The sequence below is a fragment of the Chitinophagales bacterium genome (assembly GCA_017303835.1).
In the GTDB taxonomy this organism is placed as follows: Bacteria; Bacteroidota; Bacteroidia; order Chitinophagales; family Chitinophagaceae; genus JAFLBI01.
In genome coordinates this window covers 294,566-317,302 of record JAFLBI010000001.1, presented here as the reverse complement: position 1 = coordinate 317,302, position 22,737 = coordinate 294,566, and the positions used below count along the sequence as shown (strand labels likewise).

Annotated in this window: 15 protein-coding genes; 4 read left to right on the top strand and 11 right to left on the bottom strand. The window is 42.1% G+C overall.

Features of this window, described 5'->3' with window-relative positions:
- The first annotated feature begins 40 nt into the window (after positions 1-40).
- Both J0L83_01435 and J0L83_01430 read left to right on the top strand, forming a co-directional pair.
- Positions 41-1,039, top strand: a complete 999-nt coding sequence (locus tag J0L83_01435; protein ID MBN8663209.1) for an acyl-CoA reductase — start codon at positions 41-43, stop codon at positions 1,037-1,039.
- A 129-nt stretch (positions 1,040-1,168) separates the two neighbouring features.
- On the top strand, positions 1,169-2,692 hold the full coding sequence (locus J0L83_01430) for a trypsin-like peptidase domain-containing protein (protein MBN8663208.1): 1,524 nt from the start codon (positions 1,169-1,171) through the stop codon (positions 2,690-2,692).
- Between the two features lie 44 nt (positions 2,693-2,736).
- Here the strand turns inward: J0L83_01430 and J0L83_01425 are convergent, their stop codons facing one another.
- The 5 genes from J0L83_01425 to J0L83_01405 all read right to left on the bottom strand — a co-directional run bounded on the left by J0L83_01425 (position 2,737) and on the right by J0L83_01405 (position 13,932).
- On the bottom strand, positions 2,737-3,996 hold the full coding sequence (locus J0L83_01425; protein MBN8663207.1) for an alpha-glucosidase C-terminal domain-containing protein: 1,260 nt from the start codon (positions 3,994-3,996) through the stop codon (positions 2,737-2,739).
- 59 nt (positions 3,997-4,055) lie between these two features.
- Entirely contained in the window at positions 4,056-5,771 is a 1,716-nt protein-coding gene (locus tag J0L83_01420; protein MBN8663206.1) for a sodium:solute symporter, read from the bottom strand.
- A gap of 292 nt (positions 5,772-6,063) precedes the next feature.
- Entirely contained in the window at positions 6,064-8,532 is a 2,469-nt protein-coding gene (locus J0L83_01415; protein MBN8663205.1) for a PIG-L family deacetylase, read from the bottom strand.
- A gap of 92 nt (positions 8,533-8,624) precedes the next feature.
- Entirely contained in the window at positions 8,625-11,114 is a 2,490-nt protein-coding gene (locus J0L83_01410; GenBank protein MBN8663204.1) for a zinc carboxypeptidase, read from the bottom strand.
- A 343-nt stretch (positions 11,115-11,457) separates the two neighbouring features.
- Complete coding sequence (locus J0L83_01405; protein ID MBN8663203.1) at positions 11,458-13,932, bottom strand: hypothetical protein; 2,475 nt, start codon at positions 13,930-13,932, stop codon at positions 11,458-11,460.
- Positions 13,933-13,977: 45 nt separating this feature from the next.
- Here J0L83_01405 and J0L83_01400 point away from each other — a divergent pair, with 45 nt between their 5' ends.
- Positions 13,978-14,685 (top strand): hypothetical protein, encoded by a 708-nt coding sequence (locus J0L83_01400; GenBank protein ID MBN8663202.1) that lies wholly within the window; start codon positions 13,978-13,980, stop codon positions 14,683-14,685.
- On the opposite strand, the gene J0L83_01395 is transcribed toward J0L83_01400, so the two are convergent.
- From J0L83_01395 to J0L83_01385, 3 genes are all read right to left on the bottom strand, one after another.
- On the bottom strand, positions 14,682-15,503 hold the full coding sequence (locus J0L83_01395; GenBank protein MBN8663201.1) for a prolyl oligopeptidase family serine peptidase: 822 nt from the start codon (positions 15,501-15,503) through the stop codon (positions 14,682-14,684). The two genes, J0L83_01400 and J0L83_01395, sit on opposite strands and share 4 nt — an antisense overlap.
- A gap of 62 nt (positions 15,504-15,565) precedes the next feature.
- Positions 15,566-17,965: a M1 family metallopeptidase gene (locus J0L83_01390; protein MBN8663200.1), complete on the bottom strand. Its 2,400-nt coding sequence runs from the start codon at positions 17,963-17,965 to the stop codon at positions 15,566-15,568.
- Positions 17,966-17,969: 4 nt separating this feature from the next.
- Positions 17,970-18,569, bottom strand: a complete 600-nt coding sequence (locus tag J0L83_01385; protein ID MBN8663199.1) for a HupE/UreJ family protein — start codon at positions 18,567-18,569, stop codon at positions 17,970-17,972.
- Positions 18,570-18,625: 56 nt separating this feature from the next.
- On the opposite strand from J0L83_01385, the gene J0L83_01380 reads away from it, so the two are divergent.
- A complete protein-coding gene (locus tag J0L83_01380; protein MBN8663198.1) occupies positions 18,626-19,114 on the top strand; it encodes a hypothetical protein in 489 nt (162 codons plus the stop codon).
- On the opposite strand, the gene J0L83_01375 is transcribed toward J0L83_01380, so the two are convergent.
- The 3 genes from J0L83_01375 to J0L83_01365 are packed head-to-tail and all read right to left on the bottom strand — an operon-like array spanning position 19,111 to position 22,715.
- Positions 19,111-20,391, bottom strand: coding sequence for an HlyC/CorC family transporter (locus J0L83_01375; GenBank protein MBN8663197.1), 1,281 nt, complete (start codon positions 20,389-20,391; stop codon positions 19,111-19,113). The genes J0L83_01380 and J0L83_01375 overlap by 4 nt on opposite strands.
- Before the next feature lie 32 nt (positions 20,392-20,423).
- Entirely contained in the window at positions 20,424-22,088 is a 1,665-nt protein-coding gene (locus tag J0L83_01370; GenBank protein ID MBN8663196.1) for a glycosyltransferase family 39 protein, read from the bottom strand.
- Positions 22,089-22,100: 12 nt separating this feature from the next.
- Positions 22,101-22,715 carry a phosphatase PAP2 family protein gene (locus J0L83_01365; protein MBN8663195.1) on the bottom strand — a complete coding sequence of 205 codons (615 nt, stop codon included), beginning with the start codon at positions 22,713-22,715 and terminating at the stop codon, positions 22,101-22,103.
- Positions 22,716-22,737: the final 22 nt, after the last annotated feature.

Here is a 22,737-nt window from a genome sequence, read left to right as displayed (position 1 = left end):
TTCTGGTTATACATTTGCTTTTCAAATATAAGGCTGAATGATGGAATTACAAGAACGAATTCAACTGATGTCGGAGATTGGAAAACACCTCGCTTCCGACCACCCTGAATGGCTTAGTACCAAGGAACGGGCATCCCGCGAAAACCCTTGGTTTATTCCTGAATTTATTGATCATGCCGTAGCACAAATTTGTCAGCAGTTCCTCCAGCCACAACTATTACAAGCCTGGTCAGCCCAGTATGGCTTACCCCAAACAAATCCTGTTACCAAAACCGTAGGCTTGGTTACTGCAGGCAATATTCCTTTGGTGGGCTTTCATGACTTGCTTTGCATTTTTATCAGTGGACATAAAGCCTTGATTAAGCCGTCTTCAAAAGACAGTGTTTTGTTGAAATACATCGTCAACAAAATGATTGAATTGGATGCCCGCATTAGCAACTTGATTCAATTTCAGGAGCAACTCAAAAACTGCGATGCCTATATCGCTACTGGGGGGAATAATACCAGTCGCTACTTCAGCTATTATTTTGGTAAATACCCGAACATTATCCGCAAAAACAGAACCTCGGTAGCGGTTTTAGACGGATCGGAAACTACTGAAGAATTAGAAGCACTATCCAAAGACATCATGCTGTATTTTGGTCTGGGTTGCAGAAACATCACACAGGTTTATGTGCCCGAGGGATACGATTTTATTCCCTTACTGAAGACACTAGAAGCTTACAAGCATTATACGGACCACCATTCGTATAAACACAATTATGATTATCACCTCACTTTGCTGATCATGAACAACAAATTCTATATGAACAATGGCGTTGTGGTGATGCAGGAACATGAATCTCCATTTTCGCCGGTAAGTCATCTTCATTATCAGTATTATCAAAACGCAGCCACAATTATTGCGCATGTACAGAACAATCCGGATATTCAGTGCGTAGTAGGCCATGCTGCACTTCCCTTTGGCTCGGCGCAAACACCTAGCCTCACGGATTATGCAGATGGCGTGGACACGATGGCCTTTTTGGCAGGATTATAGCATCTACGACAGATATCGTAAAACATCTGTTAATTTGTTCGTCCGGTGAACTGACGAAACAACAGATTCGTTTAGTTTGTAACAGAAAGGCATTCTATTTGATCTAACAGCAAAAAAAAGGAACAAATGATGAAACTCAAAAACATTTTAGCAGTTGTAGCTATCAGCGCTGCCACCGCCATTTTGAGTGTTTGGGGCTATGGCAAATTGTATCAAACGAATTATGCTGGCGTGCAGGACAGTGGCAAACTGCCTGTTAACTATGCAGGATTTTTTGGCAATAACGGAGGTTCAGCAGCACCTGTGGACTTTACCACGGCAGCTGGCACTGCTACCCCGGCAGTAGTACACATTAAGACTAGAACCAAGGCCAAGCAAATGGCCAATACACAACAAAGAAGATCTAACCCATTTGGTGATTTGTTTGGGGATGATTTCTTTGATGATTTCTTTGGTGGCGGTCCGCGCATTATACCGGAGCAACGTGCCAGCGGTAGCGGTGTGATAATTACGGATGATGGCTTTATCGTTACCAATAACCACGTAGTAGCAGGTGCAGATGAAATCAATGTAACCCTGCCTAATAAAAAGCAATACAAAGCCAGTATCATTGGTACAGATCCAAGTACTGATTTGGCTGTGATTAAGATTGAAGGCAAGGGATTCCCTTATCTGGTTTATGGCAATAGCGATGATGTGAAACTGGGTCAGTGGGTTTTGGCCGTAGGCTATCCTTTGAACCTGGATGTTACGGTAACGGCAGGCATTGTGAGCGCCAAAGCAAGAAGCATCAATATCAATGAAAGACAAAGCCAAACACCGGTTGAGTCATTTATCCAAACTGATGCAGCGGTTAACCCCGGCAACAGTGGTGGTGCATTGATCAACACAACTGGTGAGTTGATTGGCATCAACTCAGCCATTGCTTCTCCTACGGGTTCTTATGCAGGTGTATCGTATGCCATCCCTGTGAACATTGCGAAGAAAGTGATTACGGATATCGTAAAATACGGAACAGTGCAGCGTGCTTTCCTTGGTGTAAGCTATCCAAGAGAAACTTTGGATGATCGTTCTGAAAAAGAACTGGATAATCAATTCGGCTCTGCATGGCGCACCAGCGAAGGTGTATTCCTTACCGATATTCTTGCATCAGGTGCCGCGGAAGCAGCCGGACTTCGTAAAAAGGATGTCATCACCAAAATCAATGGTGTAGCCGTGAAAACAGGACCTGAATTACAGGATCAGATTTCACGATACAAACCAGGCGATAAAATTACCATCACTTACAAGCGCGATGGTAAGGAAAGCAGCACCAGTCTTACCTTGAAGAATAAGCTGGGCACAACTACTGTTGTGAAGACAGAAACTGCATTTGAAAAATTGGGTGGCGAGTTTGAAACAGTTGATAAGAAGATAGCCGCTGCCAATGATATTGCAGGTGGAGTTGTGGTGAAGAAAATCGGTAATGGTGCACTGAAGAATTCCAGAATGCAGGAAGGTTTTGTAATTACTTCAATCAACGGTAATGAAATCAAGAATCTGGATGACCTGAGAAATGCCGTCAAAGACGCCAATGGTACCGTTTTCTTTGAAGGTATCTATCCGGGTTATGCAGAATCCTACCGCTACCCCATCAGATTAAGTGAGAACTAATCAGTACCCTATACATCAAAAGGCTTCCGATTGGAAGCCTTTTTTTATGCACTTATGTATACCAAAGCATCATATGCTTGCAACTCGAATAGATGTTCATTTTTGAACGAATAATGCAATCCAGAAGCAAGACTGCGGAAATTTCCTTTCACCCATTCATGCGCTACTGTGATCTTTACTCGTGTATCTGCTGAAAAGTTAAGCAACACCAAAACTACCTTACTCTGATACCTGCGTAAATAAGCCATTACATGCGGGTGAGAAACGGGCAAGACAAAAGTTTCTGCTTCTTGCAAACCAGCTTCTTTTCTTAATCTAAGCAAACGACAATACCAATCATGTAATGCGGGCCTTTCATTCCACTCAATGAGGTCTTTATCAAAAAATGCCAAGCGCTTAAGGTTAGGCAATTCTTGTCCGCTATACACCAAGGGCACACCCTTCCACGTAGCAGTAAAAACAGACCAGGGCAATGCTGCGCGACCATATTTCTCATACTCAGTGCCATTCCAACTATTTTCATCATGGTTACTGGTAAAGAATAATTTGTGTGCACCTGTGGGATACTGGCTATAGCTATGCAGCACTTGTTGTATCGATTGTACATCAACTTCTCCCTTAGCATACTTTTCTGTTGTATGCATCCAATGCCATGCATAACTCAGGTCAAAAACCTGATGATAATCGACTACTTCACATTCAGCCAACCAAAATAATGGTCGGATAGGATCACAGGCTGCTCTGGCTGATTTCCAAAAATCAAGTGGCACCAAATGCGCCATATCACAACGGAATCCATCGATACCGGTTTCTTTCACCCAGAACTGCATCGCTTCAATCATGGCATTGCGCATGGCCTGATTGGTGTAATCAAGATCAATCACATCATGCCAACCGTTTTTCTCCGTGAAATTTCCCTCCTCATCTAGCACATACCAATCCGGATGCTCTTTAGTCCAATGATGATCCCAGCCAGTATGATTGGCCACCCAGTCGATAATCACATACATACCGGCTGCATGAATCGCCTGCACCAATTGTTTGAAATCATCCAGATTACCATATTCAGGATTGATGGCTGTATAGCTACTACATGCATAATAACTACCCAAGGTTCCCTGCCTAACTGCCACACTGATGGGTGTGATGGGCATCATCCAGAGTACCTCTACGCCCATTGACTTTAGTCTGGGCAAATGCTTTCCAAAAGCAGCAAAACTCCCCTCACGGGTATACTGCCTTATGTTGACTTCATAAATATTTGTATCCTTAGCCCAAGAGACGAGTGGAAATTCGGTTGCCATACTTGCTGATTAATCAATACCGCATTTACGGAATTGAACAGGAAGATACGGCTTTGATATTACTGTGCAGTAATCGGTTTACGGAGCAATGGCTGTAAGATGAGGGCCAAAATTACAACTGCAATAGCACCTACCACATTGAGCCATAGGAATCCAAGGCCAATGATATTGTAGCGATCCATGAGGAAACAAGCAATAACCAGTAGTTCTCCAATTACTGCCGCCCAAAAAACCGCGTTGCCTTGAACTTTCTTTAAATAGAAAGCAACAAGGAATATCCCTAAAATAACACCATAAAACAAGGAGCCTAAAATATTGACAGCTTCAATCAAACTACCCATACCATTCGCAAACTCAGCAGTAATTACACAGAATACACCCCAAAAAAAAGTGAGCCACTTAGACATACGGTACTTTGATTCATCGTTTGCCGGATTCGTTGTTTGTTTTTTGAAGCGTAAATAAAAATCAACCATCGTACAAGATGCCAACGAATTCAATGCAGCAGCAATAGAACCCCATGCAGCCAGAAAAATGATTGCTATCAACAGACCTACCAATCCTACAGGTAGGTGATCAATCACAAAACGCAAGAAAATATAGTTGGTATCATTGGTGTCAGCATCAGGTACTGCTTCTTTGATCCTTGCTTTATATTGTTTTTGCAAAGTCTGCATCTCTTCTGCATAGGGCTTCACCAGATCGCTACTCACCTGCTCATTAGCGTGTAGCTTTTCAAGTGCTGCAGACGCCAATGCTTGTCGCTTTTGTTCATATTGCGCAGAAAGTTGCATCAGCTGCTCTTTGGCTGGGGTTTGCAATGCCCTTGTTTCAACAGATTGATTATAGAAAATAGGTGCTTGCTGAAACTGATAAAACGTAAACAACAATACACCCAACAACAAAATAAAAAACTGCATCGGTACTTTTACCAACCCATTCATGAGCAAACCCATCCTACTTTCTGTAAGATTTTTTGCTGTAAGGTATCTGCCTACCTGACTCTGGTCTGTACCGAAATAAGAGAGTGCTAAGAAGAAACCACCAATGGTTCCACTGATAAGGTTATACCTGTCTTTCCAATCGAAGCCAGTATCTGTAATGCCTGTTGTAATGACATTCATCTTACCAGCTGCGCCACTGATTTGTAAAGCATCCCAAAAGCCCATATTAGCCGGCAGCAAACGCACAATCATATAACCAGCCAGAAACATACCTACAAATATGATGATCAACTGAAGCTGCTGCGTATATGCAACAGCACGAGCGCCACCGCTAACTGTGTAAATAATCAATAGACCACCCATGACGATATTGGTCCAGAAAATATCCCAACCCATCAAAGAAGATAGAATAATAGAAGGCGCATAAATGCTGATACCGGTAGAGAGTCCGCGAGAAACCAGAAAGAGTAAAGAAGTAAATGTTCTGGTCTTTATATCAAACCGCTGTTCTAAATATTCATAAGCTGTATATACTTTGAGCCGATGAAAAATAGGCACAAATGTGATACACAATACGACCATGGCGATTGGCAGACCGAAATAATACTGCACAAAGCGCATACCGTCAGTAAAAGCCTGCCCGGGTGCAGATAAAAAAGTAATGGCACTAGCTTGGGTACCCATGATACTCAACAAAACCAAATACCAAGGCATGGATCTGTTACTCAGAAAATAACCATCCAGGTTTCTGCTGGTCTTGCTTTTGTACAGACCATAGGTAATAATACCTGTGAGTGTCAATACCAGTATAATCCAGTCTAATTGACTCATGAAAAGCGATTGGTCAGCATTAGAAAAAAGATGATTTCAAATAATAGCATCAATAATACAAACCAGTACCAATGTTTCCATTGTCGAAACAAGGGCATTTGCGCATTATCTTGATCCATATCCTGCATATTAGTCATAAATCAGGACTTATTAGCGTTCCCCAGCAGACCACCTGCCAATAACCCGAGGACCAATCCGGCGATAAGTCCAACACGCATATTCTTTAATAAGAGACCGGTTACTACTGCAATGAGAATAATGAGTCCAGCCGTTATTTTTCTTCGCTGATGCATTATTTATTCTTTGGTAAAGCAATCAAGTTGGCCATTAATCGATAAGCACCGGAAACTCCAGCTGGCAATTCGCGGAAAAAGACCAATCCTGTATAGACAAAATTACCTTTACCGTGAGGTGCAATAACCAAGCTGCCATTATTTTCTTTTTCACCCTGATCATGCATACCCAAGGGTGCTGCAAAAGCAGGATCAAGTCCTTCAGCATGGTAAATACTCCTTTCTTGAATCCAGTTTTCAAAGTCTTTTGCTGTGATCTTATTAGGCGTATTCAAAACAGGATGTTGTGGCAGCAAAAAGTTGACTGCTGCATCTTCTTCTGTTACACGGGTACGAGTAATTGTAAAAGGATAGGGACCAATCTTTGCTTTCACGGGACCAATCTGGTTATTGGTATTGTATTGCACGATGAGATTACCCCCCTGCTGCACATAGGCCATCAACGCATCATACTTCGCACTGAGGTATTCATGAATATTGTATGCACGTACCCCTGTGATGATGGCATCCAATCCATTAAGTACAACAGGCGTAAAATCGTCTTCATGCAAGATCTTCACTTCATAACCCATTTGTTCCAATGCCTGCGGTACTTTATCACCGGCACCAACAATATAACCGATTCTTTTACCTTTTGTAACCAATGATACCTGAGACAAATGTGTTTGTGCAGCTTGTGTATAATAGATCAAAGGGATATGATCATATGCAATAGTTCTACCTTTTTGACTGAAAGTTTGTCCGGCACCAACTACAGCTGCATGTAAGGTACTCTGACCAGCAAAAGTTTTATCCAAAGCAACTGTAATCGCTTTTTGCTCACCAGGGTTGAGTGTACCAAGCTCCACGAATTGTGATGCGTCGCCTGCCTGCAATTGAACACGTAATGCAGTCAGCGCAGTAGTGCTGTTGGATGTAATGGTCAAAGCTACCTGAGGCAGTTTGCCATTTACCAAATAAGATTCATGATTGAACTTAATTTCAACAGCAGGTTTGATATACAGTGGCTGATACAATTCACCTTTAACAGGATCGGTAAACTTATATCTGATAGGCTTAGCAATGCTAAAAGACACCCCATTAATAGTAAGATCAAAAACAACGCTATTTAATGAAACATTCTCAGCATCACCAATTAGTTGCTGATCTTGTACCTGAAACATACCCTTGGCTAGTGGCATATTCAACCAATAGGGCTGCGTAGAACGATATTGCTGTGTAACAGCAGCTGATCGAGCAAACTGCCAGTTTCTGTTATTGGCAAGTTGTTGATTCACTATGAAATCCTTGTCTGCAAAACGAAGCCGTTGAATCTGTACCTGTACACCTGATCTTGACAAAGCCCATATTTGTGTTCTTAGCTGCTCTCCCACAACCACTTCTCCCTGATTACTTGTGGCTTCTAAAAACAAACCACTTGCCGCCTCAATAACTTGTGCAAGCTCTTTCAACTTTTGGTTTTTCCAGTAGCTATCTGGCTGTTGTTGTAATTGCTGATAAATATCTAATAAAGCCGGTACAGATTTTTCGGGTGATTGTAAATCGAATTGTGTGAGCACAGATTTTACCTTATCTGCGAAAGCCGCTCCACCATGCTCTCTACTCCATCCGGCATTCACTCCATCCATGATATCATTCACGGCTGGTTCGCCACCAGTTAAAACAAAATACTCAAAGCTTTGTCCACGTCCACGCGGCACGCCAAAGCCCTGGCTTTTGTGCTGACTTCTACTCTCTGAAGCCACTTCACCATAACTTTCTCCTGTTACAGGATTGTACACACCTACATCAATCTTTAGCTGACTATCTGATGTTGTATTGTTGCCACCAAAATTGAACGTGTTCCAAAAAATGCGTTTAGCCTGCCAAACACTGACGCCAATTTTCAATTGCTCAGGAAAAGCATTTGGATCTGCAGCAAGTTTAAACGCTTCATTGGCGAGTAAAGCAGATGACCAATGATGCCCATGGCCTGCACGGGCATCTCCCGGAAATCTAGTGATGATCACATCGGGTCTAAATTTTCTGATGACCCAAACTACATCGGCCAATACTTTTTGCTTATCCCAAATACGCAGTGTTTCGTCTGCCGTTTTTGAAAAGCCAAAATCATACGCTCGTGTAAAAAATTGCTCTGCACCATCTACTCTGCGCGCGGCCAATAATTCCTGTGTTCTGATCAGGCCAAGCTCTACCCCTTGCTCATCGCCAATTAGGTTTTGTCCACCATCCCCTCTGGTTAAACTAAGGTAACCGGTTCTGTATTGACGTTCTCTCGCCAGATATGCCAGCAAACGGGTGTTCTCATCATCAGGATGTGCAGCGATGTATAACACACTGCCCAGCACTTGTAATTTCTTAACCTGTTGATAGATTTCAGCAGCAGAATAGCCAACAGGCTTCTGCGAGAATACATTTAGGTGCAGCAGTAAAACAAATCCAAGAAGCAGTTTTCTCACGATGGCAATTTTGGGCTAAGATAATCAAGTGGCGTATAGGCCTCACACCGTTCAAACAAAAAAGCGCCGCCAAGGCGACGCTTTCAATTAATACGTTTAAATTAATTTCCGGCCATGAAAAGGGCATTGGCAAACAGCAGTTTACCATTCTCCCAGAAGAGTCGGAAAAGTGGATTATCAATCAAGTAAACCACACTACCCCCACCCATGTCCTGAGCAGCGAAGAGTGTTCCATCTTTCAGCTTATTCTTCACTTTCACACCCGCAAAGCCAGACACATGCGCGTCTTTTTTGAGTACACCTACATTCCAGCCACCCTTCATCGTTTCCATGAGGTTAGCATCTGTCTTTAATGTATAATATGTATCGCCAAGGGCATAACCCAGGGGATGTGTATTGTCGATATCAACTTTATAGATTGCACCGGGTATTGAATTAGTCAACCACTGGCGCTCGCGGTCTGCATATTTATGCTGCAATTCTGTTTTGCTATCGTCTTTATCTTCTTTCATTTTGGCACCCCAATCAGAACCTGCCATTTGCACTGCCGCATTTTCCATAGCGATAATCTTACCACCGCCGCGTACAAATTCCTTTAGCTTATCAGCCACTGCTTTTTCTGTAAGACTTCTGTAGTACCCATCAGGAACAATAACAACGTTATAATTTCTCAAATTGGTACGGCCTAAATCTGCGGCATTCACCAATGTGAGTGGGTATTCTAATTGATGGTCAAAGAAATTCCATACTTCACCTGCACCCAATGAAGATGCCTGATCGCCTGTTACCAGAACAGCTTTAGGCTGTTGCATCATCTTGATATCAGGGCTACCAAAATCTGGACCCTTATCCATAAAACCAGTTTCTACAGCATCAGCTTTAATCTGGAATTTAGCGATGGCTTCATTCACCGTATTCAGCCAACCAGCAGCATTCGATGTTTTTAAAACCAATAATGTTCCTCTGTCATAATTCACTCCCTTATAGCTGAAAGGCTTTTCTGTGTATCGCACTTTCACACCTTGCTTTAAGATATATGCCAGTGCTTTGGCTGAATTCAAAGAAGTATAAGGAATAATTACACCATAATCTGACTGTACAGATTTTGCAGGAGTAGCGGCTGGCAAACCTATTTGCACATCCAGTTTTTCTTTAACAGCAAATGCTTTTACACCATACGCATAAGGCAATGACCATGCTGTAATGTCATAAGTATTGGAATCAGACACAAAGGTTCTTGGCTCCAGCAACACTTTCGCCATGGCAGAACGAGGTTGAAAAGCACTTACAGCCAGATGAAAGCCTTCATCTGTAAATGCATCGTCTTTACCGGTTGTGTAGTTAAAACCACGGAAGGTTTTGTTATTGATTGTACCATATTCAATACCATTCTTTTCCAATAATGCAGCCAGTGAACGAATACGTGATTCATCCTTGCTGGTCATAACATATGTTTTGTATTCGCCGGGTTTACCATTACGACAATCATCAAAAAACTTTTTGAACTCGCTAACAAGCTTAGCAGCATTCTTGGCGCTAATCTCAATAGTTGAAATACCAGTTGTGTAATGGTGCGTTGCTCTATCAACCAATGTAAGCGTATCACCGTCTTCATTGATTACACCCAAGCCGCCGCGACTATGACCACCTTGCTCATACGTCATACCAATAGCTCCATTATAGGTTGGATAGGTATCACCATAAGAAGGATACAATAAATCGAAACGCTCTTTGGTAAAAAACAACCAACCATTTTTATCGAAATAGCGTGCGTGGTTTTTACCAATTGCTGTTTGAAAGTCGCGCTGCCAGTTGGTAATTACATCATGAAATGGTTCTGCAGCAGGTGCGAAATAATAAGGCTCGTTGTACCCTTGCTCGTGAAAATCCACATGTACTTGAGGCATCCAACTGTTATAAACTTTTAGACGTTGTTGTGTTTCAACTTGGGTTTGCCAAGCCCAATCACGGTTTAGATCAAAATTGTAATGATTACTTCTGCCACCAGGCCATGGTTCAATATGCTCACGTGACTGCGGATCAGGATTCATATTTCTACCCACCACACTATTGTACCAATTGATATAGCGATCGCGACCATCAGGATTAATACAAGGATCAAGCACCACTACTACCTGCTTTAACCATTCAGCAGCTTCAGCATTAGCTGGATTGGTTAATGCATATAAAGTAAGCATTGCCGCTTCAGAAGAAGAGGCTTCGTTACCATGCACATTATAACTCAGCCAAACAATCGGTGTCGTATTTTCTGTTGGCGCCATTTTATCTTTTGCCAAGCCTGCAAGACGCAGATTGTTTTGGCGAATCTCATTCAGACGCTGCAAATTAGCTGGTGATGCAATGAATGCCAGCATCAATGGGCGACCTTCATTGGTTTCACCATACTGCTCCAGTTTTACCATATCAGGTCTGCTCTGTGCAACTGTTTTAAAGTACTCTACAATACGATGGTGTCTGGTAAATTTTGTTCCAACTGAATAACCAAGAAAACTTGCCGGAGTTGGCACCTGCTGTGCCCATGTTTGTAACCCAAAAAACAGGGTTGCCAATACGAGGATAAATCGCTTCATATGAATTGAAAATGAAGCGTGAATGTAACAAAGAAGGTGCTTAAAATGAGAGAATTGTGATGTGCAGACATAAAAAAAGGGTCTGCATAGACATGCAACCCCGTTTAAAATCCAATATCCTATGAAAAACCAGTGCGAATATAAAGTAATTGCTCAAATGAAAACTCAATTTTTGCTAACACCCGTTAGCTTTGATACATTAAAAAACCTTAACCAAATGATTATCATTTAGTTAAGGTTATGTTATTCGTTGCCTTTGCAACTTTTTTAAGCCAAATTTTATGTGTTCCTACACAAAACCCTATATCCTGGCTTGATTATCCGTCAGATTTTTAACAAATCGCTATTTCTTAGCTTTTTGCTGCACCTGATCCAGTTTAGCGATATAGATGCTTCTGCCATGTGTGCCCAGAACGAGCTCATTATCACGAGCCTGAATTGCTATATCATGCACTGGAATACTCTTTGGCAAGCCCTTGGTCCACATCATCGAGGTTTCACCACCGTCCAGACTTACATAAAGCCCACCATCTGTACCAACATAAATAATAGACGCATTTTTCAGGTCTTCTTTCACCACATTTACTGGCTCTGCTGGCAGGTCTTTACAAACAGGTCTCCAGTTTGTGCCATAATCATCACTAACATACACATAAGCTGTAAAATGGTCGTTTCTATACCCATTGAGCGTTACATAAACTCTACCCTCTACATGTGCTGATGGTTGAACTGAACTTACCCAAAGATCTTTAGGTAATTTACCTGTTACATTCGTCCAGCTATAGCCACCATCTTTAGACACATGCACCAAACCATCATCACTGCCTGTGTACAGTAAGCCAAAACGAATTGGTGATTCAATTAAGCAAGTAAGCGTTCCAAATGGCACATCACCGGCGATACCTCCTTTGGTAAGATCAGGAGATACATTCTGCAGATTCTCTGCTTTATTGAAAGAGCGATGTACTCGGTTAGAACCGATGTAGAAAATATCCTGGTTGTGTTTAGACAACCAAATAGGTGTTTCCCAGTTAAAACGTAGTGGTGTTTCACCCAACTGATGTCTTGGACGAATCGGCAGGCGCTGCGTACCCTGTTTGTTGTTACGGAAATAACTACCAAACTGTGAACCAGCATAGAAAGTATTGTTATCGCGCGTATCTACTTGCACTTGCATACCATCGCCACCGCCAATCATCTTGAATGCATAGTTACCGTTATCATGCCAACCACTACTCTCTCTGTTTGTAGACGGACCATACCATACACCATTGTCCTGCAAGCCGCCATAGACATTGTAAGGTCTAGCTTCATCAACGAATACGGAATAAAACTGTCCTACAGGAATGGAATTGGCTTTGTACCAATTCTTGCCATCATCATAAGTAATGTTCACACCGCCATCATTACCGATGATCATATGACTATCGCGCTTATAATTCATCCACACAAAATGGTGATCGCTATGCACATTGTCTCCATCAATATTGGTGAAGGTTTTACCACCATCAACTGACATCATAATAGGCACACCTGTAATGACAATCTTCTCGATATTGGTGGGCGACACGAATACTTTTCCGAAATAATATCCATAGGTACTGTACATGTTAGGCAGGTCTTTGGTATTCGTTTTTTTCCATGTAGCACCGCCATCATCACTTCTGTATATTTCACAACCAATGATATTCGAAGCATCCAGTAAATCATCGTTTGGACCTTTGAGGTAATCATAGATAACAGATGGTTTAAACTCATCTTTTCCTACTTTCTCTTTGATTTTGTTAAAAGTATATTCCGCTGGGAAACGATTATTGCGCAGGAAACTATCTACACGCTTCTCATCCAATTGTAAAAACTGATCCTTGCTAAGGCCTTTGAAATCACGAATACTCATGCCTGTTGAAGTTGGTCTGGCAGCACCACCTTCTTTCTTGTTCTGATTATCTACGATCGCATAAATCGTATTGGTATTGGTCCAGGCCATACTCAATCCAATTCTGCCAATACCATCACCAGTAGCAAAACCACTACCAGGGCCACTCACGAGTTTCCATGTTTCACCACCATCAGTGCTTTTATAAATACCACTTGTTTTTCCACCCTCTTCAAAATTCCAAGCACGTCTGGTTCTATACCACATGGCAGCATACAGTTCGTTTGGCTTATCATGGTTCATTTCCAAATCAACCGCGCCAGTATTCTCATCTATGGCGAGTGTAAGCTTCCAGGTTTTACCGCCGTCAGTAGTTTTGTACACGCCACGCTCTTTGTTAGGCGAATACAAATGGCCCAAAGCAGCTACCCATGCAGTATTGGGGTCAGTTGGATGCAATTGTATTTTACCAATATGGTGCGATTCAGGTAATCCAAGGTATTCCCAACTCTTGCCATTATTGGTTGATTTATACAAGCCAATACCTGCATAAGAAGAACGGCTACTGTTTACTTCACCTGTACCAACCCAAATGGTTCTATTTGACCAATTCACAGCGATATCACCAATCGTCATGATGGCTTCTGAATCAAAAATGGGTGTAAAGCTTTGTCCATTATTGGTGGTATGCCAAAGTCCGCCTGATGCATACGCAACATAGAATTCAGTTGGGTCGGCGAAGTTTACTTCAATATCCACCACACGACCACTCATCACGGTTGGTCCAATATTTCTGAATGAAATATCATTCACAACTGATTTCTGTTCCAGCGCTGCACGCTGTTCTACAGATTTCATTCTCTCTGAGGCGGGTGTAGGCTTTACCTGGGCATTAGCAAGTGCCACCAATAGTAAGGCCGGAAAGACTGTTAATTTCCTCATGGCTTTAGGGATTAGACTTAATTTTAGGAATCTAATTTACAGGTTATGCGCTTGCTGATCATACCATTATTGATTTTTTGGATGGACGGTCTGGCTCAATGCAAGACTTATAAGCTATCCGCCAAAGGCGATACATTGAACTGTATTGATATGAATAACCTGCGCCAGGGTAAGTGGATTGTCAGGATGCCTCCATTGCGCGGAGAGCCAGGTTATGAAGAAGAGGGCTTTTTTAAGAATGATAAGAAAGAGGGCGTTTGGCGACGCTTCAATCTGATGGGTGATATGCTAGCAGCCGAGACCTATCGCTGGGGCTTACTCAATGGCAAATCACAATATTTCACACTTGCAGGTTTGGAACGAGAAGAAAATTGGAAAGCAGCCAATCCTGATAAACCATTAGACACCATTGATGTTGCTGATCCAACAGATCCAACAAAGATTGAAAGAGTAGCTATTCGACTGGAAGGCAGTTCTGTAAAACACGGAGAATGGAAATACTACGATCCAGTGTATGGCAGATTAGTGAAGAAAGAAGAATATTTCTTAGGCAGGCTAAGGCAAGCAGGTGAAGACAATAAAAATTTCAATGTTGTTACAGATTCATTCTCTGTAAAGAAATCTGCAACAGGCCTGATTAACAGTAAGGATGCAGATAAAGAAAAAGATAAAAACAAACCCAAGCAAGTGCTTGAGTTTGAAAAAAAGGTAAAGAAAGGTGCCAAAGTTCGTGATGGCAGAACAGGCGGTTAAGCTTTCACTTGTTTAAAGAAATTGTTGAAGTAATACAACTGGTACCCTATTGCGTTACCCCAATAAGCTTTGTTATGCGCACCGGGACGTTCAATGTATTCATGATCTATTTTCTTTTCGACAAGCTTTTGATGAAATGCTCTATTTACTTGTAAAAAGAAATCGCCCAAGCCGCAATCAATAATCAGCTTTACGCTTCCATTCTGCAGTTGATCTACCACATTGATGACTGTATTCTTTTCCCAATTCTCCTGATTCGTAGCAGGGTTACCGAGCACACGTGTCATATCCCAGCTTTTAGGAAAAGGACGGATATCCACTCCCCCACAAATACTGCCAGCCGCACCAAAAACATCTGCATGTCTGATAGCTAAATACATCGCTCCATGTCCGCCCATACTTAGACCGGTAATGGCACGTGCTGATTTATCTGCAATGGTTCTGTATTGCGCATCAATGGCATTAATCAATTCGCTGCTACAAAAAGTTTCATAGCGCACACTGGGTTCAACAGGACTATCAAAATACCAGCTATTAAAGCCGCCATCAGGACAAACCAATAATTGATTGAACTGATCTGCATGTTGCATCAGCAGTGGTGCATCTTTTACCCATTGCGCATAACTGCCACTATAACCATGCAGTAAGTACACGACAGGAAAACGCAGTTTCTTTTTCTTGTACTGTGCTGGCTTTACCACCACAACTTTGATGTCTTTCTGCATGGCTTTGCTGAACACCTGAATAGTATCTACTTCAGCCGCTTGCACACAAATGGATACAAACACAAGCAAGATGGGGAGTAACAGCTTTTTCATGTGTCTAAAATAAAAAATCCCCCTGCATTGCGGCAGAGGGATTAGCTAAATTTATCAACGAATTAGTTGCTGTTCTTTTTCTCCATAGCTTTTTGCATGGGGTTGATACCACCACCAGCACCACGAGAACGTGCAGCCGCTTTAAAGATGGAGAACTTGCTAGGCTCGCTTACTTTAGGCCAGCTGTTGTTTGTCTCATCAATATCTGCAGTTTCACGCATTGGATCCAATTTGATACCTACAGCTTTTTTCTTGGTCATGAATACTTTGCTGAACTTGTTTTCATTCTTACGCCAGATTTGTGCAGGAATACGCTCTGTTTCCTTAGTACCATCTTCGTAAGTAAACTCAACAATCACAGGCATTACAAGACCACCTTTGTTGGTGAAAGTAATTTCATACAAGTGTGCATTTGACCACTTGGCTTTTTCTGCATCCGTTAAAGCTTCAGGTGTCATATTAAAGCTAGGAGCTGGATACTTCGTTGTATCGTATGGTTCCAGACCACGTGCATAACGCCAGTAGAAATCACGTAATGTGGTATCAACATCCGTTGCAAACAGAATGCTCTTATCCTGACGGTTACGAATCTTAGAGATGTCTTCAAAGCTGTTCATCATTGGTTTTGCCAGGTTCACCATGCCGCCACCCGGACGCTGACCACCAAAGCCACCCTGAGGTGCTGCAGCAGCTGCGTTCGGATCAAATACAGCATACTTTACAGTATCAATCGCAATATCACAAGCTTCAATGCTATAAAACCAACCTCTCCAGAACCAATCCAGGTCTTCGCCACTGGCATCTTCCATTGTGCGGAAGAGATCAGCAGGTGTTGGATGCTTGAATGCCCATCGACGTGAATATTCACGGAAAGAGAAATCAAAGAGTTCACGGCCCATGATGGTTTCACGCAGAATATTTAAACCAGTTGCAGGCTTAGAGTAAGCGTTAGGACCAAACTGAATGATGTTTTCACTGTTGGTCATGATTGGCTCCAACTGATCTTTTGGCAATTTCATATAATCAGCAATTGCCCAGGCTGGCCCGCGACGAGAAGGATATTTATTATCCCACAGTTCCTCAGCCAGATACTGCACAAATGTATTCAAACCTTCATCCATCCAGCTCCACTGACGTTCATCGCTGTTTACGATCATTGGGAAGAAGTTATGTCCAACTTCGTGAATGATTACACCCAGCATGCTATACTTGGTAGCTTCACTATAGCTGCCATCTTTTTCGCAACGACCGTTGTTGAAACAGATCATTGGATATTCCATACCATTTGCGGCTTCTACACTTTGTGCAGTTGGATAAGGATATGGAATAGAGAATTTAGAATAGACTTTGATGGTGTGTGCTACAGCTTTTGTTGAATAGCGCTTCCACAAGTTGTACGCTTCCTTAGGATAAAAGCTCATACACATGATCTTCTTACCTTCTACATAAGCAGGCATTGCATCCCAAACGAATTTGCGTGAAGAAGTCCAGGCAAAATCGCGCACATTATCTGATTTGTATACCCAAGTCTTTTTTGCACTGCTCTTCTGCTTCTCAGCAGCAACTGCTTCAGGCAAATTTGCAATCTCTACAGGCTCTTTAGCAGTTTGAGCATCAGTCCAACGCTTTAATTGTGCTGGGCTTAACACTTGTGCATAGTTCAAACACTCACCTGTAGAACCAACAACGTGGTCAGCAGGTACGGTCATAGACACTTTGTAATTTCCAAATGTGAGTGCAAATTCACCGCGCCCGGTAAACTGATGGTTTTGCCAGCCTTGGAAATCGCTGTACACACACAAACGAGGATACCACTGTGCAATGGTAAACACATGATTACCATCTTCAGGGAAAAACTCATAACCACCACGGCCACCCATAGCCATACGGTTAGATATCTTATAACTCCAATCAACGTTGAACACGAATTTCTGACCAGGCTTGAGTGGGGCCGGCAAATCAATACGCATCATTGTTTTGTTGATAGTATACTTTAATGGCTTACCCAAAGCATCAGTTAGCTTGCTGATGATATGGCCATAACCATTATCTGTCTTGGCCTCTTCCATTGCTTCCAAGGTGCGAACAGAAACCTGGCGACCCAGTGATGAGCCATCCTGATAGTTGGCATTGTTAACAGAGCTATGCTCGTTTTCATCCAACTGCAACCAGAGATATGTCAATACATCTGGAGAGTTGTTGTAATAAGTGATGGTTTCGCTACCGGTGAGTTTCAGGTTTTTCTCATCCAACTCACATTTGATGTCGTAATCAGCACGCTGTTGCCAGTACTTGGGACCAGGTGCACCGCTCGCGGTACGATACTCATTTGGCGTAGGCAGAATGGTACCCAGCTGCTCAAACTTGTTACCGTGATTAGACGTGGGGTTATTCATTATATTTTGTGCTTGCGCAGCTACTGCGAAACAAAACAACATGAATAGGACAGTAATTCTTCTCATTGTATCAGTGGTTTAAAAAAGGTGCTCTTTCAATGCTCATTTGCAGTGCCAGTGCGAATACCATAGCAGACGCAAAAAGCAGGTATTCTCTTCTGTTCACTTTCAAAAGGCCTGTAAATATAAAGGTTAGCAATAGTATTGCGACAACAACTACCAATTGCCCAATTTCCAGCCCGACATTGAAAGCCAGTAATGGCATCAGCAATTCTGTACCCTTACCCAAAAGGCTTTTGAGGCCGTAACCAAAACCCATACCATGTACCAAACCAAAGAAAAGGGCTAGGAAATATATTAAAGGAAACTTTGATTTAAAATTGAATTTCTTTACCCCAACATTGGTGGCAGCTGTAATGACGATAGATAAGGGAATCAGGAACTCTACCCAATCCATTGGCGGATCAATAATATCAAGAGCTGTTAATGCCAGCGAAACGGAATGGCCTATTGTAAAAGCTGTTACAAGAATCAACAGTTTTTTCCAATCACTCCATTGATAACGAAGGGTAAGTGCCAGGATAAATAAAATATGATCCAGGCCTTTGAACTCTTTAAAATCGGCGATATGTTCGTAGCCGATACCGAAATATATGCTGAAGTCACTCATATGCAGTCGGTGTCAAATTAATCAGGACATTTGTCGTGTCCAAAAAAACCGGTTGAATGGTAAATATAGTACACCAATGGCTGTTCACTGCCCTGCTGGGCCTGCTTCACCCATTTTTCGTGAGCGTAATCGATATCAACCATAATCAGCAGGACAGATCCCTTGAAATTAGTGTGCGCATTTTTACGGATGACCTCGAGAAAACCTTGCAACAGTTTGGCAAAACCAAAGTGGATTTATTAAATCCTGCAGACAAAAAAGCTACAGAAGCTTTGCTTGCTGCTTATCTGAATAAGCAACTACATATCAGCACTGATGGCAAGGCTGTTAAATGGCAATTATTAGGCTTTGAACAAATCAAAGAAAGTACTTGGTGTTATCTTGAGGTAGAAAATTTTACAGGCTTCAAGTCAATGGACATCCACTGTGAGCTATTGTATGATTTTGAAAAAAATCAGATCAATATTTTCCATGTGAAAAATAAAGGCACAGAAAAAAGCTACAAACTGGAATACCCCAAGAATACTGTAAGGTTCGAGTTTTAGTCTGCTGTTTTTGCAGTAGTTACCAAAATCTTATCGATACGATGGTTATCCATATCGATGATCTCAAACTGAAAACCTCTCCAGCTGAAGACATCGCCCGTTGCTGGAATTTTCTCGAGCTTATGTAACACAAAGCCGGCCAGCGTATCAAACTCCTGTTCCCCTTCTGGCATCCAATCTTCGTGATCAAAATAAGCCAGAAAGTCAAAGAAACTGATTTGTGCATCTACCAGATAACTACCATCTGCACGCTGTACAATTTCATAATTCTCTTCATCAGGCTGCGGAATATCGCCCACAATGGCTTCCAGGATATCATTTAGGGTAATCATCCCTTCAATACTGCCATATTCATTCACAATAAAACAATGGTGAATCTTGGTTTGCTTGAAACGTTCCAACACCACATAAGCAGAGTTATTCTCCGGCACATACATTGCCGGCTTCATGAGGTTTTTCACCAACAATTGCTCATCAGCTTTGAGAATATCTTTAACAGAGATAACGCCTTTGATATTGTCAATCGAGCCATCACAAACAGGATATACAGTGTGAACCATTTCGCTCATAGCAGCTTTCATTTCTCCAACAGTCTGCTGAAGACTCACCCATTCAATATCGCTGCGATGGGTCATTAAGGATGTAATAGTTCTATCACCCAGATGGAAAACACGCTCAATAATTTCCTGCTCCGCCTCTTCAATAGTTCCCTGCTCGGTACCCTCGCTGATAATGGCTTTGATTTCTTCTTCCGTAACCTGATTCTCGTTGCTTTTGATACCAAGCAGTTTCACCAATACCCAAGTAGATTTACTCAATAACCAGATAAAAGGGAAAGTGATCAGGCTGATGATGCGCATTGGGCCCGCAACTCTTTTGGCAATTGTTTCCGGGTTACTCAAACCGATACGCTTGGGCAATAACTCACCAAGCACCAAGGAGAAATAAGTAATGGCCACTACCACTATTGATGTTGCAATAATGCCTTTATAGGGCGCAAGCGAAGGAATGGTTTGTAACCAGTTTTCCAGATCGCCGGTAAATTTTTCGCCAGAAAAAATACCTGTCAAAATACCAACGAGTGTGATACCAATTTGCACGCTGGACAAAAAAGTATCTGGATGGTTCGCCAGCTCCAGTGCTTTTTTTGCAGCCATATCGCCCTTAGCAGCCTGCCCTTCCAATCTGGCTTTTCTCGCAGATACCAAGGCAATCTCAGCCATGGAGAAAAGACCGTTCACCACAATCAAACCAAATATGATTAAGACTTCAGTCATGCTGCGAAACTAATCAAACTTCTACAAGTGCTTTATTTGCGCTGTAGCAAGACATAATCCGGCACTTCCTGATTGCGTAAAGCAGGATTCAAAAAAGGCAATGAAAGCTTGGTTACGCCAAAGTGCGGGCCCTCATCTATCACTTGTAAAAATGGATGTTTGCTTGTTAGCACAGCAGTACTGTCTTTAGGTGCTAGTAAATAATTGCCTTGCGCTAGTGAATCAGGCTGATGTTGCGGATGAAATACATGCTTTGCATAAAAATGCATGGAATGACCAGGGTAGATGTGATAGAGATATACTTTGTCCGGATCAATCTTCTTTGCAGCCAATTTTTCGGCAGCAGTATTACCCATTTGGTATTGAAGCACGTTGGGATAAAATGCTGTCGACAAGAATATATTCACACCGATGATGGTAAAGAAGCTAATCTCAAGCAAGTGCGGCAGTGATAGTTTTTTAGCAGAGAGGATGGTAAAATAACCTAGCAAACAACATGCTGCGAGTATGGGTACATAGATGGGTACTGTTGCTCGGAAAGGCCAGTACATCAGCGCAATGGTAGCCAACCAAATGATGGCAAAGATGAAACCATGAAAAATCAATAAAGGTTTCCTCCATTTTGTAAAATCTGCCGTATGAAATAATTGATATACAAACCTTGCAGTGATGATTGCCGCAAATGGGAAGACGACAAAAATATAATGCGGCAATTGTGCCTGGCTGCGAGCTAACATCACATAGGTAAGCAGGAATCCACCAACACTTACCCACTCTTCTTTATCTGTTAAATGAAACCGACTTCTGATCAATGCAATCACCTGATTCAATAAACCAATCAAGAAAAGAAATACCCAGGGCAGAAAACTCCAGAACATGTTTTCCAACAGGAAGGTGAAGTGATTCATTTCATTGAATACGTTCTCGCCTGTATATCTACCAAAGCTTTGTGTCCAATAATAAAAGCGCAATCCCGATTGAATGGGTACACCATTGATCATCTTGCCGGGATGCAAATCGTATTGCTGATACAATCCGATACTCATCGGCAATAAAAGCAAGGCAATCCACAACACTGCAGCGATGTACTCCCATCTGAAAAACTGTTTCCACGAACGGCGTAATAAAAAGTGAATAGCAAATGCAACACCAGGCACCACCAATGCAATCGGACCTTTCGTCATCATTCCTCCAGCCACACAAGTAAAAGCAATAATAAAATGAATCCACCGGTTGGTCTGGTACCATGCAGCCAATTGCCATACACTCAACATCACCCAACCCATGAGCATGGTGTCTGTGCGCACATCATGGGTAATTAGAAACATCGCCTGAGATGCAGCCAAAATCATGGCAGACAATTGTGCAATCTCTTTTTGATAATAGATTCTTGCAAAGCGATAGGTACTCAGAATAGCCAGCAATGCGAAAAGAATGGAAGGTAACCTGTAAGCCCAGTCGTGTATACCAAATACAGACATACTCAAGGCCGATAGCCAGAATATCATGGGCGGCTTATCCAGGTAATCATGGTCTAGATCATATACCTGTAAGAAACTTTGCTTTTCCAACATTTCACGGCTGATGGATGCATACTGTGCTGCATCAATATCCATTAGGGGTATACAGAAAGCACCAAGCAGGTAGGTGCCAATACATAAAAAAATGATGAACCAAAAGACTCTTTGGGGGATCATGTGCTATTGGATTTAGGTCAGTTCAAGAGATGCTTGTTGTTTCAAAAACGCTGTCCCGGTAAACCAACCAATGCTCAAACCCAGTAATGCGCCGCAAAAAACGTCCAGCGGATAGTGTACACCAACATAGATTTGACCATAGCAAATGCTGGCCGACCAAAGGAAAAAAGCCCATATCCATCTACCAAAGAATTGACGCATGGTCATGAACAAGAACATACTGATGGCGAAATGATTGGTAGCATGAGATGAGGTAAAACTGAATCCTCCCGAACAGTGATTCAATAACAAACGCACATCAGACAATAAAGCTGCATCATTACAAGGCCTTGGACGCTCAATCCATTTTTTCAGCAGGTTACTACTGATCTGATCACTCAAGGTAACGGTAATAAGTACAAACAAGATGATATACCAAGCCTGTTTGCGAAAATTGACAAATACCAGTGCAATTAAAAAGACATATAATGGCGCCCAAGCAACAGATTCTCTCCACCAAGGAAAAACACTGTCGAAAAGGGTATTGGTCCAATGATTATTGATCTGCAGAAAAAGCCAGGTATCCCACTCATTGAGTGTAAACCAGATTCTATCCCAAAAATTGAAGGCACTTAACAGGGTCTGCATTTGTTAAAATTAAAGAAGGCAC

Bases quoted from the DNA above. Each gene is read 5' to 3' on its own strand.
- J0L83_01380 (MBN8663198.1), top strand. From the start codon at position 18,626: ATGGTAAATATAGTACACCAATGGCTGTTCACTGCCCTGCTGGGCCTG.
- J0L83_01400 (MBN8663202.1), top strand. From the start codon at position 13,978: ATGCGCTTGCTGATCATACCATTATTGATTTTTTGGATGGACGGTCTG.
- J0L83_01390 (MBN8663200.1), bottom strand. From the start codon at position 17,965: ATGAGAAGAATTACTGTCCTATTCATGTTGTTTTGTTTCGCAGTAGCT.
- J0L83_01395 (MBN8663201.1), bottom strand. From the start codon at position 15,503: ATGAAAAAGCTGTTACTCCCCATCTTGCTTGTGTTTGTATCCATTTGT.
- J0L83_01425 (MBN8663207.1), bottom strand. From the start codon at position 3,996: ATGGCAACCGAATTTCCACTCGTCTCTTGGGCTAAGGATACAAATATT.
- J0L83_01435 (MBN8663209.1), top strand. From the start codon at position 41: ATGGAATTACAAGAACGAATTCAACTGATGTCGGAGATTGGAAAACAC.
- J0L83_01385 (MBN8663199.1), bottom strand. From the start codon at position 18,569: ATGAGTGACTTCAGCATATATTTCGGTATCGGCTACGAACATATCGCC.
- J0L83_01410 (MBN8663204.1), bottom strand. From the start codon at position 11,114: ATGAAGCGATTTATCCTCGTATTGGCAACCCTGTTTTTTGGGTTACAA.
- J0L83_01430 (MBN8663208.1), top strand. From the start codon at position 1,169: ATGAAACTCAAAAACATTTTAGCAGTTGTAGCTATCAGCGCTGCCACC.
- J0L83_01370 (MBN8663196.1), bottom strand. From the start codon at position 22,088: ATGATCCCCCAAAGAGTCTTTTGGTTCATCATTTTTTTATGTATTGGC.
- J0L83_01365 (MBN8663195.1), bottom strand. From the start codon at position 22,715: ATGCAGACCCTGTTAAGTGCCTTCAATTTTTGGGATAGAATCTGGTTT.
- J0L83_01420 (MBN8663206.1), bottom strand. From the start codon at position 5,771: ATGAGTCAATTAGACTGGATTATACTGGTATTGACACTCACAGGTATT.
- J0L83_01375 (MBN8663197.1), bottom strand. From the start codon at position 20,391: ATGACTGAAGTCTTAATCATATTTGGTTTGATTGTGGTGAACGGTCTT.
- J0L83_01405 (MBN8663203.1), bottom strand. From the start codon at position 13,932: ATGAGGAAATTAACAGTCTTTCCGGCCTTACTATTGGTGGCACTTGCT.